At 62.5% G+C, this 13,031-nt stretch carries 13 protein-coding genes; 6 read left to right on the top strand and 7 right to left on the bottom strand.

The annotated features are described in order from the left end of the window. Positions 1–53: 53 nt before the first annotated feature. Genes CU110_RS09075 through CU110_RS09060 form a run of 4 tightly spaced genes read left to right on the top strand, consistent with a single transcriptional unit; the run spans position 54 to position 4,796 of the window. Complete coding sequence (locus tag CU110_RS09075; RefSeq protein ID WP_164850335.1) at positions 54–1,445, top strand: ABC transporter substrate-binding protein; 1,392 nt, start codon at positions 54–56, stop codon at positions 1,443–1,445. Continuing rightward, complete coding sequence (locus CU110_RS09070) at positions 1,442–2,368, top strand: ABC transporter permease (RefSeq protein WP_084208806.1); 927 nt, start codon at positions 1,442–1,444, stop codon at positions 2,366–2,368. Before CU110_RS09075 ends, CU110_RS09070 begins: the two co-directional genes overlap by 4 nt. Further along, positions 2,365–3,282 carry an ABC transporter permease subunit gene (locus tag CU110_RS09065; protein ID WP_084208805.1) on the top strand — a complete coding sequence of 306 codons (918 nt, stop codon included), beginning with the start codon at positions 2,365–2,367 and terminating at the stop codon, positions 3,280–3,282. Before CU110_RS09070 ends, CU110_RS09065 begins: the two co-directional genes overlap by 4 nt. After that, positions 3,279–4,796, top strand: coding sequence for an ATP-binding cassette domain-containing protein (locus tag CU110_RS09060; protein ID WP_240499535.1), 1,518 nt, complete (start codon positions 3,279–3,281; stop codon positions 4,794–4,796). The genes CU110_RS09065 and CU110_RS09060 overlap by 4 nt, the downstream gene beginning before the upstream one ends. A 17-nt stretch (positions 4,797–4,813) precedes the next feature. On the opposite strand, the gene CU110_RS09055 is transcribed toward CU110_RS09060, so the two are convergent. Then, the gene (locus CU110_RS09055) at positions 4,814–5,353 is read right to left on the bottom strand and encodes a TspO/MBR family protein (protein WP_077376912.1); all 540 of its coding nucleotides are present in this window, start codon (positions 5,351–5,353) and stop codon (positions 4,814–4,816) included. Next, on the bottom strand, positions 5,350–6,297 hold the full coding sequence (rhtA, locus tag CU110_RS09050; protein ID WP_127735630.1) for a threonine/homoserine exporter RhtA: 948 nt from the start codon (positions 6,295–6,297) through the stop codon (positions 5,350–5,352). The genes CU110_RS09055 and rhtA overlap by 4 nt, the downstream gene beginning before the upstream one ends. A gap of 145 nt (positions 6,298–6,442) precedes the next feature. On the opposite strand from rhtA, the gene CU110_RS16975 reads away from it, so the two are divergent. Further along, complete coding sequence (locus CU110_RS16975) at positions 6,443–8,110, top strand: XRE family transcriptional regulator (RefSeq protein ID WP_240665337.1); 1,668 nt, start codon at positions 6,443–6,445, stop codon at positions 8,108–8,110. Between the two features lie 203 nt (positions 8,111–8,313). Here CU110_RS16975 and CU110_RS09035 read toward each other — a convergent pair whose 3' ends face one another. From CU110_RS09035 to CU110_RS09025, 3 genes are all read right to left on the bottom strand, one after another. Beyond that, positions 8,314–8,763 (bottom strand): DUF3455 domain-containing protein, encoded by a 450-nt coding sequence (locus CU110_RS09035; RefSeq protein WP_240499534.1) that lies wholly within the window; start codon positions 8,761–8,763, stop codon positions 8,314–8,316. A 215-nt stretch (positions 8,764–8,978) separates the two neighbouring features. Beyond that, complete coding sequence (locus CU110_RS09030) at positions 8,979–9,518, bottom strand: redoxin domain-containing protein (RefSeq protein ID WP_077376894.1); 540 nt, start codon at positions 9,516–9,518, stop codon at positions 8,979–8,981. Positions 9,519–9,534: 16 nt separating this feature from the next. Continuing rightward, on the bottom strand, positions 9,535–10,104 hold the full coding sequence (locus tag CU110_RS09025; protein WP_084208801.1) for a manganese efflux pump MntP family protein: 570 nt from the start codon (positions 10,102–10,104) through the stop codon (positions 9,535–9,537). Between the two features lie 385 nt (positions 10,105–10,489). On the opposite strand from CU110_RS09025, the gene yghU reads away from it, so the two are divergent. Then, positions 10,490–11,353, top strand: a complete 864-nt coding sequence (gene yghU / locus CU110_RS09020) for a glutathione-dependent disulfide-bond oxidoreductase (protein WP_084208800.1) — start codon at positions 10,490–10,492, stop codon at positions 11,351–11,353. A 75-nt stretch (positions 11,354–11,428) separates the two neighbouring features. Here yghU and CU110_RS09015 read toward each other — a convergent pair whose 3' ends face one another. Together CU110_RS09015 and CU110_RS09010 are read right to left on the bottom strand one after the other, a co-directional pair. Continuing rightward, complete coding sequence (locus tag CU110_RS09015; protein WP_240499533.1) at positions 11,429–12,415, bottom strand: alcohol dehydrogenase family protein; 987 nt, start codon at positions 12,413–12,415, stop codon at positions 11,429–11,431. A 74-nt stretch (positions 12,416–12,489) separates the two neighbouring features. Next, entirely contained in the window at positions 12,490–13,011 is a 522-nt protein-coding gene (locus tag CU110_RS09010) for a TetR/AcrR family transcriptional regulator (RefSeq protein ID WP_084208799.1), read from the bottom strand. Positions 13,012–13,031 lie beyond the last annotated feature (20 nt).

Raw genomic sequence — 13,031 nt, 5'->3', positions numbered from 1 at the left:
CCTTTGACATCAAGGGGGCGGACCCGCTGCTCAGCGGTATCCTTTTCCAGCGCATGCAGGTCGTCGAGACATTGGTCGAGGTGGATGCCACGGGAGAGCTACAGCCGGGGTTGGCGACCGTTTGGAAGGTCTCGGATGATGGCCTGGAGTGGCGCTTCACGCTGCGCTCCGGCGTGCAGTTCCATGATGGCAGCCGTCTGGATGCCGAAGTCGCGCGTCAGAGTCTCGAGATCGCCCGTGCCAAGCCGGGCATCTTGAAGTCAGTGCCAATCGAGCGGATCGTCGCCGCAGATGACCATACGCTGGTGATTGCCCTCAGCGAGCCCTTCGCCGCGTTGCCCGCCTATCTGGCCGATTATCGACAGCAGATTCTGGCACCGGCGTCCTTCGATGAGTCAGGCACCGCTCAGCAGGTCATCGGCACCGGCCCCTATCGCATGCTGCGCATGACGCCGCCGCTGAGCCTGGAAGTCACCGCCTTCGAGGACTATTGGGGCGAGCAGCCCGAGGTGCGTCAGGCGCGCTATCAGGCGGTCAGTCGCGCCGAGGGCAGGGCATTGATCGCCGAGAGCGGAGATGCCGACTTCACCTATGGGCTGGACCCCGCCAGTCGTCAGCGTCTCTCTAAGTCGCCGCGCGTGACCCTGGCGGCGGCCGCGACGCCGCGCACGATGCTGTTGAAGGTCAACGCCAATCATCCGGCCTTCCAGGACCCGGATGTGCGGCGTGCCTTGAGCCTGGCGATCGATCGCACCGCCATCGCGCAGGTCGTGCTGCGCTATCCGCGCGGGGCCAGCCAGCTGTTCCCGCCGATGGTGGAAGGCTGGCATGACCCCGCGCTGCCCGAGCTGCATCAGGATGTCTTTGAAGCGCGTGCATTGCTGGACGCCGCTGGCTGGACCGTCGGCGAGGATGGCGTTCGTCAAAAGGACGGTCAGCGCCTCGCGATCAGCTTGATCACCTTCTCGGACCGTCCGGAGCTGCCACTGGTGGCCACGGTGCTGGAGCGTCAGTTCCACGCCATCGGCATCCAGACACGCCTCGATATCACCAACTTCTCGGCGATTCCGGCCGGCCATCATGACGGCAGCCTCGACATGGCCCTGTTCGCGCGCAATCTGGCCATGGTGCCGGACCCCATCGGCAATGTGCTGAGCGATTACGCGGGAACGCCTGAGGCCCCCGGTGGCGACTGGGGCGCGATGGGCTGGTTCGATGCAGACTTCACCGCAGAGCTTGAGCGCATGGCACGCGAGGGCTACGAGCCCACGCCTGAAGGGCAGGACCCGCGAGCGCAGGCCAGTGGCGTGATCCAGCAGGCATTACCCGTGATCCCCATCGCCTGGTACTACCAGAACCTGGCGATCTCTCATCGACTGCAACGCGCTCAGGTAGACCCCTGGGAGCGTAGTTTCGGCCTTTCAGAATTGCGGTGGGCACCATGAATCTCCCTTCACGTCTGTTGCAGCTATTGATGGTGGTGCTGATGGTCGGCGGCACCAGCTATCTGATGATGCAGAGTTTGCCCGGCGATGCCGCCTGGCGTATCGCGGCCGGTCGTTATGGTTATGACGCGCTGGATGCGGCCGCTGCGGCCTCGGTACGCGCCGAACTGGGTCTCGAGGCACAGGGCGGCTTGCACTTCCTTTACTGGCTGGGCGATATCCTGCGCCTGGAGCTGGGCACCTCGCTGATTTCCGGGGAATCGGTGTGGGTGGAGATTCGTCATCAGCTAGGCAACTCCCTGTCGCTCGCCGGCGCGGCATTGGGCATCTCGCTGTTGATCGGCCCGCCGCTGGGGCTGCTGGCCGGTCTGCGTGCCGGTGGCTGGCTGGACCGAAGCCTGCTGGCCGTCTGCAGTCTGCTGCGCGCCACGCCGCAGTTCTTGCTGGCACTGGTGCTGATCCTGCTGATCTCGGTGGAGATGGGGCTGCTGCCGGCCGCCGGTCACGGTGAGCCGCAGCACTTCATTCTGCCGGCGATGACGCTGGCGCTCGGGCTGGCAGCGGTATCGGCACGCCTGGCACGCGATGCCATGGCCGCCGTCACCCAGACAGCCTTCCATGATTTCGCACGCTGGAAGGGCCTCAGCAACGCCCAGACCTTCTGGCGTCACGGCCTGCGCCATGTGGCCTTGCCGCTGGTGACCTATCTGGGGCTGCAGTTCGTGACCCTGGTGGAAGGGGTGGTGGTGATCGAGAGCATCTTCGGCTGGCCGGGTATCGGCCATGCGCTGGTGCACGCCATCTTCTCGCGCGATGTGCCGATGGTGCAGGGCACCGCCCTGGTGCTGGGCGTCGGTTTTGTCGTGATCAATCTGCTGGTCGATCTGCTGGGTCGCCAACTGGACCCACGGGGTGTGAAATGAATCAGGTGGTGGAAGGGCTTGCGCCGCAGCGCGTGGACGCCGTGCGTCGCCCACGTCTTGACTGGCCATTGCGCCGGGTGATCGGGGCCGCGATTGTCGCGAGCCTCGTGCTGCTGGCTCTGCTGGGCAATCTGGTGATACCGGGGGACCCGCTGGAGCAGCATCTCTATCGTGCGCTGCAGGGCGCGGATGCCGTCGGTGTCTCTGACGCCGGTGAGGTGATCACCAGCGCCCCGCTGGGTTATGACCACCTTGGGCGCTCCCTGTATCACCGCCTGGTGGCGGCGCTCGGGCTGTCGCTGTCCATCGCTGCGGGGGCGGTGATTCTGGCGGCGTTTTCAGGCATCTCGCTGGGCCTGCTGGCCGCGGGACGCGGTGGCTGGGCCGAGCGCCTGTTGAGCCTGGTGGCAGATAGCCTGCTGGCATTGCCGGGGCTGCTGCTGGTGCTGATGGTCAGCGTCATCCTGCCGTCGACGCCGCTGGCATTGTGGTTGGGCCTGTCGCTGGTGCTGTGGGTGGAATTCTTCCGCCTGGCACGTGCCACCGGTCGCAGCGTGCTGGCGAGTCCCGGCGTCGAGGCCAGCCGTCTGCTGGGCTTCGGGGCCTGGTACCGTTTTCGTCATCACCTGTGGCCGGAAATGGCGCCCGTGATGATGACGGCGATGGCCTTCGGCATGGCCAACGCCCTGATGGCGATTGCCGCGCTGGGTTTCGTGCACGTCGGCATTCCGGAGCCTACGCCGGAGCTGGGCACCATGATGGTCGAGCTGTTGCCGTATTGGCGTGAAGCGCCGTTCGCGCTGCTGACGCCGGTGCTGGTCACCTTCCTGCTGTTGCTGGGGCTGTTGCTGATGTCCGGCAGCAAGGCCAGAACGTCAACCGCCGCAGACACCCTCGAAGGAGCGCGCCCATGAATGTCGCGACAATGACCACGCCTGCCTCTCATTCGCAGCATGGGGTAACGACGGATGATGCGGTGCTTAGCGCCGAGGACGTGAGCGTGCGGGTTCAGGGCGCGCAGACGGCGCTGCTGGCGCCTGTCTCGCTTGCGCTCAAGGCGGGCGAGCCACTAGTGGTGATCGGTGAGACGGGGTCCGGCAAGAGTCTGCTGGCTCAGGCCCTGCTGGGCACGCTGCCTCCGGAGCTTGTGGCCTCCGGCAGCCTGTGGCTCGACGGCGAGCAATATCCTCTGCACACGCCAGAGAATCGTCGCCCGCTCTGGGGTCGCCGCCTGGCGGTATTGCCCCAGGAGCCCTGGCTGGCGCTGGACCCGCTGATGAAGGTGATTCGTCAGGTCAGTGAGGCATATCGTCTGGTCGCGAGGCGTTCGGCGCAGGCCTCTCATGGGGCCGCGCGCAGTGACCTGGAGCAGCTCGGCGTCGCTGCCGCCAGCGAGCAGTTGCCGGGCAAGCTGTCCGGCGGCATGGCGCAACGTGTGGCCTTCGCGGCCGCCCGCGCCGGCGGCGCGCCGCTGTTGATCGCCGACGAGCCGACCAAGGGGCTGGACGCCGCCCGCGTCAGCGAGATCGGCGAGCTGCTGCTCAAGTCACTGGCCGAGACACCGCGTGCCGGCTTGATGGTCATCACCCATGACATGGCGCTGGCGCACCAGATCGGCGGCCGCCTGATGGTGGTACGCAAGGGCGAAGTGATCGAGCAGGGCGCGACGCGTGACGTGCTGGCCGCGCCGACACATGCCTATACCCAGCGCCTGGTGAATGCCGCGCCGCAGGCCTGGCCGGAGGCCGCCTTCAAGCCGGCAGCGGACAGTGCAAGCCGTGATGGCAAGGCGGCAGGCGATACCATCCTCCGCGCCGAGAATCTGACCATCGCGCGCGGGGGCACCTCGCTGCTGCGTGACGTGGAGCTCAGCGTGAAGGGCGGTGAGATCATCGGCATCCAGGGCGCGTCAGGTTGCGGCAAGTCATCGCTGGGGGATGCGCTGCTCGGCCTGCTGGCTCCGTATTCAGGGAAAGTGGTGCGCAGCGCCGAGATGCTTGAGTATCAGAAGCTCTATCAGGACCCCGTGGCGACCTTCCCGCCACGCCGGACACTGGGCCGCCTGCTGAAGGATCTCAGTGCACGCCATCGTCTCGATGACAGCCAGCTTGCGCAGCTGATGGCGCAACTGAGCCTGGCGCCGGAATTGCTCTCGCGTCTGCCGGGACAGGTCTCGGGTGGCGAGCTGCAGCGTTTCGCGCTGTTGCGTCTGATGCTGATCAAGCCGCGCTTCGTGTTCGCCGATGAGCCGACCTCACGCCTCGATCCGCTGGTCCAGCAGGAGGTGATCGCCTGCATGGTGAAGATGGTGCGGGAGCAGGGTACGGCGCTGGTGCTGGTCAGTCATGATGCGGCGCTGCTGCGCAAGGTCGCGGATCGCGTGCTGGTGGTGGAGGAAGGTCGCTTGAAGGCGCGTCAGCAGCTCTGATCACTCATCAGAGCCGCTCAGCTCCCCAGCAAGGCGGGATTGGCTTGCCAGACGGACCAGGTCAGCGCACTGGCCAGCGTCACCCATGCCAGATAGGGCAGCATCAACAGCCCGGCGAAGCGATTGATGCGCCAGAAAGTGAACATGGTGATGGCGATCAGCGTCCACAGCACCAGCACATCGATGAAGGCCGCCTGACCGAGATGCCAAGCAAAGAACAGCCAGCTCCACAGGGCATTGACGATCAGTTGCACCACGAAGAGTCCGAGCGCCAGACGATGGCGCGAGCGGAAACCGTTGCTGGCATGCAGACCGTCGCGCGCGACCCGCCAGGCGGCGAGTGCCATCATCACGAAGAGCGCCGTCCAGACTGGTCCGAAGGCGCCTGCCGGAGGTGCCCATGCCGGCTGGGTGAGGCTTGCGTAGAAGGCCTTGGCATCTACCGAAGCCAGTGCACCGATGGCGGCAGTGAGAAAGCTCAGCCCGAACCAGATTCCCATCTGCACGGTGGCGCGCAGGGCGGTGGGGGGTGAGGACGGTGAACGCTGCAAGGTCATCGGCTGCCTCCTGCTTTCATGGGACGTGATGAAGGAAAGAACGATATACCACGCTGGGCCATGAGGGCGTCGAAGACGTCCGTGCGGCGACCGGTCAGCGTCGTGCCAACCGAGGCGGTGATCACCAGTCCAATGGCAAGCCATTGAAGTAGGCCCAGTGTCTGGCCGAGGAACAGTAGCCCGGACAGCGCCGCCACGGCCGGCTCCAGACTCATCAGGGTGCCGAAGGTATGGGTGGGCAGGCGCGGTAGAGCGATCATCTCGAGCGTATAGGGCAGGGCGGTCGAGAGCACGGCGACGGCCAAGGCCAGCGGCAATATCTCGAGTGAGAACATGGCGCTGCCCGCCTCCATCACGCCGATGGGTGCGACCACCACCGCCGCGATCGTGATGCCCAACGCAGCACTCTGAGTACCGTTGCCTGCCCCGGCCTTCTGGCCGAACAGGATGTAGAGCGCCCAGCACACGCCGGCGCCGAGGGCGAAGGCGGCTCCGGCGGGATCGATCGGCGCGGCGGTGTCCTCACCCAGCAACAACAGCAGTACCAGTCCGATGATGGCCAGCGCGACCCAGCCCAGGTCGAGCCAACGACGCGAGCTCAACAATGCCACGGCCAGCGGGCCGGTGAATTCGAGTGCCACGGCGATACCCAGCGGCACCGTCTTGAGGGCCTGGTAGAACAGCAGGTTCATCACGCCCAGCGCCACGCCATAGAGGGTGATGGACTTCCAGGCCTTGCGTGTCACTGCCTTGCGCCATGGGCGCAGAATGGCCAGCAGCAGAACGGAGGCGATGATCAGACGAATCGCCGTCGCGCCCGCCGCGCCGATCATCGGGAACAGGGAAGTGGCCAGCGAAGCACCGCTCTGGATCGAGCACATGGCGACCAGCAGCATGGCGACGGGCCACAGACGAGAAGAGGAGGCTGCGACAGCAACGGACATGGGGGTCTCCTTGAGTGATCCAGTGGGTGATGGGCATGGTCAGTCAGCAACACATGCGGCATGATTCGTGGACAATGAGGTAGCAAGGGAGGAGGCGGGCCGGGCGTTATGCCCCCACTTCCTCGTCGTCGGCAAGATTGTACGGATGCGCATTATATTGCACAACGAAAATCAGAGACCTGATGTACTGGTTCACGTCGCGGCCAACGTCCGCCGCCTGCGGCTGGCGGCCGAGCTGAGCCAGCAGGCACTCGCGGATCAGGCTGAGATCAGTCGGCGGATGCTGGTGAACATCGAGAAGGGTGACGTCAATGTGAGCCTCGGCACGCTCGACAAGCTCGCCGAGGCGCTCGGGGTGCTCTTCTACGCGCTGGTGCAGCCGCCGGAAAGCGAGGATTCGGCACGTATCAATGAGGTGGCCTGGGTCGGGAAGGCACCAGAGAGCCGAGCCGTACTGCTGGCCAGCAAGCCGGCCACACAGGAAGTCGAGTTATGGAGCTGGACTCTGGCCCCCGGTGAGCGTTACGACTCCGCCCCGGATGATGCCGGCTGGCACGAGATGCTGGTGGTCACCCAGGGAGAGCTGACATTGACGCTGGAACGCGAGGACATCGTCATTCGCGCCGGCGATTTTCATGTCTATCCCAGTGACCAGGCTTATGCCTACCGCAACACCGGCACTGACATGCTGCGCTTCATTCGCAATGTGTCGCCCCGAACTCAATCCTGCATGGCCTGTCCCATTGTCATGATGTTTCGTTTCGAGGAGCAACGGATGGCGAAGGTACGTATCACGCAACAGGGCACGATCCATTGTTTTCCGGCAGGCTTGAAGGATGAGGATGGCAAGCTGGTGAATGCCGAGATTTCCGCCGTGGCCTATGACGGTGAGCGGTTGTTGATGGCGAGTGACAAACCGATTCCGGGCGAGGGGCGTTCAGCCGTCTTTTCATTGCCGTTGGATTCCAGCGGGCCGGATGATAGCCAGCTTGAGTATCTGACCACCCCGCTGATTCGTCAGGCGGTCAAGTATGAAGACTTCGCGCTGACCACCGATGGGCGTCACATGTTGGCGACTACCGGGTTTGATCGCATCGACAGCGAGAGCCATGCCCTGAATGCCTACAACCACCTGTTGATCTGGCCGCTGGGCGAACCCGACAAGGTACAGGTGGTCGACCCGGACCCACGTGATGGGGTCGAGGGCTCACTGGAATTTCGTCAGAAGCTGGAAGCGGCCATTGGCCAGCCGTACTACAAGATCGAAGGTCTGGCGGTCGTGCCGAGTGACAGGGGCGATGGTCTGATCCTGTTCGGGGTGCGGGAACAAGGCAATTCGCATGATGATTTCGCGTATGTGCGTCGGGTCATCGGGGCGCGTTATGCCATGACCGACAGCGACAACATCGAGTTCATTGAGGAGCTTCACGACGTCTATGCCTTCGACCCGGCCGAGTATGACGGCGTGGATCACGAGTGTGGTCTTTCTAGCCTGGAATATGACCCCTATCACGCACGCCTCTATCTGGTGACCAGCTTCGAGACCGAGCAGGGCAGTGAGGAGGTGATCGGGGGATATCTGTGGGTGCTGTCGCTGGCGGACTTCCACGCCGGGAAACCTCCGACGCTGGTGACGCATGAGGATGGCCGTGTGCTGGAGTTCGAGCACAAGGCAGAAGGGCTTGCGGTACTGGATCGCGAACGGCTCTTCGTGGTCTATGACAATGATCGCAACCACGAGCTGGGCAGTGTGGATGAACGCGACGAGCGCCATTCCTGTGAAGCGCCCTATACGATGCTGGCGCTGGTCTGACGGCAGCTCGCCGGCTCAGAAGCTTTCTCACTGCCCGGGAGAATAAATTCAGCCGGAATCATCCATCTCCTGTCGGGATTGATGACGACAAAGCCCCGACATGCTTCTGCATGTCGGGGCTTTTCATGATCTCACCTTCCCTGTGTCAATGCGCTCTGTCACACGACATCGAGTGGTGAATCTTCTTTATCTCTGGCTCAAGATTACATGGCCTTGTAGAACAGATAATCGGCCTGGTACATCACGATTTCGACCTTGTCCTTGTGGGCATCATCACAGGCCATGTCAGGAGCGGCACCGCCCTGGGTATTGAGGCGCTGCACATAGGTGACGCCCTGCATATGCCCTTCACCTTCGGCCGGATTGGCCTCGACCAGCTGCAGCGGAATATTGCCCTTGCCGTTGGGCTCTACCGCCAGCTGTGTGCCGGTGATCTTGGAGCCATCCATGGATTCCCAGGTGGCGGGCGGACCATAGTATTTGCCGACCTGCTTGCCATCAGCATCATTCAGCGCGGCATCCGGACCCTTGAAGACCCAGCCCATGGTGCCATCATCCTTTGCTTCACAGGCCCATTTGATCTTGCCGACGCCAACGGTTTCCATGGCGACGTCATTGCCTTTCGGCACCGTGACGCTTTCGGGAACTTCCATGGCTTGAGCCATCGGGCTCAATGCGAGGGCAGCGAAAATACCAGAGATACAGGCGATTGTTTTCATCTTGACGACTCCGTAGACAGATAAGGTTCAGCTAGCGGTTGCAGGTGTGTCGTTGTCTCCCTTGCACTGCTCATAACGCTGGCCTTTCCCGTCTGGATGTCACGGGATCAAGATTTTTTCGTGCTTTCTCGACCTGAACCCTGAAAGGTTCAGCCGTAATCGCGGGTGCCGCGAATCGGGTAGTGGTTGTCCGGCTTGCGGATGAACTCGATACCCCCGATGAGCGTGTCCAGGTCAGGACGTACGAAGGGCGCATTGGCGACTTCTTCGATCTGGACCTTGCCTTCGCCATTGACGATGAAGAAGGCCGGCTCCGGGAAATCGTGATCGGTTTCCTTCTCGCTGCGTGGCGTGGAGATGAACAGCCCCAGCGTTTCCATCTGCTCTACCGTCAGGCCACCGGCAATCGGGAAATTGAGATCCAGAGATTCGAGGTGCTCGTTCAGCTGCTGCTGGCTGTCGGCAGAGACGGCGACGAGATCCACGCCTTGTGCGCTGAAGCGCTCACGATATTCCGTCAGCTTGTTGAGGAACTTGGTGCAGATCGGGCAATGCTTGCCGCGATAGACGACCACCAGTTGCCAATCATGCTCGCCCTGGGGCTTGCCGAGCGTCAGGGTTTCGCCATCGTGGCGCTGGACCTGGATGGCCGGAAATTCACTACCTGGATGAAGCTTGCGTGTATACATGCAATCTGGCTCCCCTTTAGCCAAGATAGCCGGTGTGTTCCAGCAGGATGGTCGTGCCGATGCCGATCAACACCAGGCCACCGATGATTTCCGCGCGCTTGCCGACCATCTTGCCCAATACGCCCCCGAGCATCACACCGCTGGTGGCCATCACGAAGGTGGCGGTGCCGATCGCCAGCGCAGTGGTGATGATATTCACGCCAGCAAAGGCAAGCCCGGCACCGACGGCCATGGCATCGATGCTGGTGGAAAGGCCAGTCAGCATCAGGCGGGGCAACGATTGCGGCGTGCTGCAATCCTCATCTTCCTCGTCCTTGGAGAGCCCCTCATGAATCATGTGGAGACCGAGCAGCAACAGCAGAGCGAAGGCGATCCAGTGGTCCCACTGTTCGACGTAGACGGCCAATGAGCGACCGATCAGCCACCCGATCATGGGGGTGATGGCTTCGATGACGCCAAAGATGAGGCCGATGCGCAGGGCATCTTTCAGGGACGGCCGTCGAATGGCCGCACCCTTGCACAAGGCAGCAGCGAAGGCGTCGCAGGACATGGAAAAGGCGAGCAGGAATGTCGATAGCAAAGGCATGTGTCAGGAAGTTCCAGGCCGGTTACGAGTCAATAACAGCGAGACACCACCGGCCGGAAGCGTCTGACTGTCATTGGTCTCGCCGAACCTTGTCCTGACCGATCATGGGCATGATCTGGATAGGTGGGTCCTCGGTGCCACGGCAATGCCTGCCGACCATGTTGACAACCGAGACTCTCGTTGGGTAACGAGAGCGGGCTACTCCCCAAAAACTGGTGGCATGTTAGCAACAAACTTTCGTCGTTTCATCCCCTTGTGTCACAAGCGCCTGACCGTCATAACTGGGCTACCGAGTCAGAGCGCCACAACACCGACGTTTCTGACGCCATCGCAGTCTTGAAGCTTCAGTCTTGAAGCTTCAACAGAATGCCAAGGAGTCAAGGGTATGAGCGACAGCTATCAGCCACCCAAGGTCTGGACATGGGAAAGTGAAAGTGGCGGCAAGTTTGCCAGCACCAATCGGCCGATCGCCGGACCGACGCATGACCAGGAGCTGCCGGTCGGGGAGCATCCCTTCCAGCTCTACTCCATGGCGACACCGAACGGTGTGAAGGCCACCATCATGTTCGAGGAGCTGCTGGCGCTCGGACATTCCGGTGCGGAATATGATGCCTGGCCGATCCGCATCGGTGATGGCGATCAGTTCGGCAGTGACTTCGTCGCGATCAATCCCAATTCGAAGATTCCCGCGCTGATGGATAGAAGTGGCGACACGCCTGTGCGTGTCTTCGAGTCCGGTTCCATCCTGCTGCATCTTGCGGACAAGTTCGGCGCGCTCATCCCCAAGGAGCCGGCCAAGCGGGTCGAGGTCATGAACTGGCTGTTCTGGCAGATGGGCTCCGCGCCGTATCTGGGTGGAGGCTTTGGCCACTTCTATGCCTACGCCCCGGAGAAGATGGAGTATCCGATCAACCGTTTCGCGATGGAGACCAAGCGTCAACTGGACGTGCTGGATCGTCAGCTGGCCGACAACGCCTATATCGCCGGTGACGAATACAGCATCGCGGATATCGCCATCTATGCCTGGTATGGCGCGCTTGTCGAAGGCAAGCTCTATGACGCTGCCGAGTTCCTTTCCGTGCAGGACTACCCCCATGTGCAGCGCTGGGCCAAGTCGATTGCCGAGCGTCCTGCGGTCAAGCGTGGTCGCATGGTCAATCGTTTCTGGGGGGAGCCGCATGAGCAGCTGATCGAACGCCACTCGGCGAGTGACTTCGACACCAATACCGAAGACAAGCGCGCCGACTGACCCTCAAGACACAATAAGGGCTACCCATCGGGTAGCCCTTTTGCATTCTGGCCATCAGTCCCTGAGGAAACTGACTCAGTCCTGGCAAACCTTGAGCACGACCTTGCCCACATGACCTTTCTGCTGGAAAACGGCCTGGGCAGTGGCGATGTCGGCCAGTGCGAAGGTCTCGGCGACCAGTGGCTTGATGTTGCCTTGCTCGATATGGCGCACGAGATTGGGGAAGACTTCCGGTTCCAGCACGGTGCAGCCGAAGAAGCTCAAGTCCTTGAGATAGAGCGTGCGCAGGTCGAGCTCCACGATCTCGCCACCGATGGCACCTGCCACGGCGTAACGGCCCTTGTGCTTCAGGACATCCAGCAGCTGCGGCCATTGCGGGCCGCCTACCAGATCCACCACCACGTCGACCCCATGACCGTCGAGCACGTCCGCCACGACCTGATCACGCAATACGATGTCATCGGCCCCCAGCTTGCGCAGCGACTCTGCCTTGGCAGCGCTGGTGATGGCGATCACATGAGCACCACGTGCCTTGGCGAGCTGAACGGCTGCAGAGCCGACGCCCCCTGAGGCGCCGGTGATCAACACGCGTTCCCCCTTGGCAAGCTGCGTGCGTGTCAGCAGGTTCTCGGCGGTGGAGTAGGAACATGGGAATGAGGCCAGTTCCACATCGCTCAGTGCGCTCTTGATGGGGTGTGCATGGCGTGCTGCCACCTTGGTGTATTCGGCGAAGCCGCCATCGCACTCAGCACCGATATACCAGGCCGAAGCCAATGGCTTGCCATCGTGCTCCTGCAGACAGGGCTCTATCAGCACACGCTCACCGATACGCGCTGGACTGACGTCTGACCCGACCGCGACGATCTCGCCGCAGATATCGGCGCCCTGGATGCGCGGGAAATGGATCGGTTGACCGGACCAGCTGGCATCCTCGGCCTCGCCATCGCCCTTGGAGTACCACGCCAGGCGTGTGTTGATGTCGGTGTTGTTGACGCCAGCAGCCCCGACGCGCACCAGTACGTCGCGCGGGCCGGGAACCGGACGGGGGATGTCGTCGCGCACTTACAGCACCACCGGGCCGCCGTGGCCGGTCAGATAGATACCGTGCATGGTGTCATGGCGTGTGGATTCAGCGCTCATTTGCGAGGTTTTCCCAGGAGGGTGAGGGTGGTGGAAAGTGCCGCTTCGATCGCTGTGTCGCCCAGTACCAGCCAGGCCGAGGATGCCCCTTCATGAATCAGGAACAATTCGTTGGCGAGATCTTCCCGGCGACTGCGCGTGCCAAGCCAATGGAGGGTTTCCCGCTTGTGTCGGGTGACGGCATCAGTGACGTCACGGTTGTCAGGAAAGGCCGCCAACGCATTGATCGACATGCAGCCATTGGGGGCTTCGTGCTTCATCCAGTGGCCCAGTCGTCGGTAAAGATGACTGAGCGCAGCGGCGCCATCGCTGGGCACCTCGTCCTCAAGAAAGGCGAGGTAGCGCTCATGGCGATGCTGCAAGGCCCCGATCACCATGCTTTCCTTGGAAGGAAAATGTCGGTAGAGGGTGCGTAGGCTCACGCCAGAGGCAGCCTTGAGCTCTGACACGCTGGGTTCTGCGAAGCCACGCTGACTGAAGAGGGCTTCCAGGCGAGCGGCGATGTCGTGCTGAATCATGGAAGGACCATCGTCGAAGT

Origin of the sequence: Cobetia sp. ICG0124, assembly GCF_004006355.1 — a bacterium.
In the GTDB taxonomy this organism is placed as follows: Bacteria; Pseudomonadota; Gammaproteobacteria; order Pseudomonadales; family Halomonadaceae; genus Cobetia; species Cobetia marina.
This window is presented reverse-complemented; position numbering and strand designations above follow the sequence as displayed.

Coding starts and splice junctions, on each gene's coding strand:
- CU110_RS09075 (WP_164850335.1), top strand. CDS start 54: ATGCAGGTCGTCGAGACATTGGTCGAGGTGGATGCCACGGGAGAGCTA.
- CU110_RS09070 (WP_084208806.1), top strand. CDS start 1,442: ATGAATCTCCCTTCACGTCTGTTGCAGCTATTGATGGTGGTGCTGATG.
- CU110_RS09065 (WP_084208805.1), top strand. CDS start 2,365: ATGAATCAGGTGGTGGAAGGGCTTGCGCCGCAGCGCGTGGACGCCGTG.
- CU110_RS09060 (WP_240499535.1), top strand. CDS start 3,279: ATGAATGTCGCGACAATGACCACGCCTGCCTCTCATTCGCAGCATGGG.
- CU110_RS09055 (WP_077376912.1), bottom strand. CDS start 5,353: ATGACCTTGCAGCGTTCACCGTCCTCACCCCCCACCGCCCTGCGCGCC.
- rhtA (WP_127735630.1), bottom strand. CDS start 6,297: ATGTCCGTTGCTGTCGCAGCCTCCTCTTCTCGTCTGTGGCCCGTCGCC.
- CU110_RS16975 (WP_240665337.1), top strand. CDS start 6,443: ATGCGCATTATATTGCACAACGAAAATCAGAGACCTGATGTACTGGTT.
- CU110_RS09035 (WP_240499534.1), bottom strand. CDS start 8,763: ATGGAAGTTCCCGAAAGCGTCACGGTGCCGAAAGGCAATGACGTCGCC.
- CU110_RS09030 (WP_077376894.1), bottom strand. CDS start 9,518: ATGTATACACGCAAGCTTCATCCAGGTAGTGAATTTCCGGCCATCCAG.
- CU110_RS09025 (WP_084208801.1), bottom strand. CDS start 10,104: ATGCCTTTGCTATCGACATTCCTGCTCGCCTTTTCCATGTCCTGCGAC.
- yghU (WP_084208800.1), top strand. CDS start 10,490: ATGAGCGACAGCTATCAGCCACCCAAGGTCTGGACATGGGAAAGTGAA.
- CU110_RS09010 (WP_084208799.1), bottom strand. CDS start 13,011: ATGATTCAGCACGACATCGCCGCTCGCCTGGAAGCCCTCTTCAGTCAG.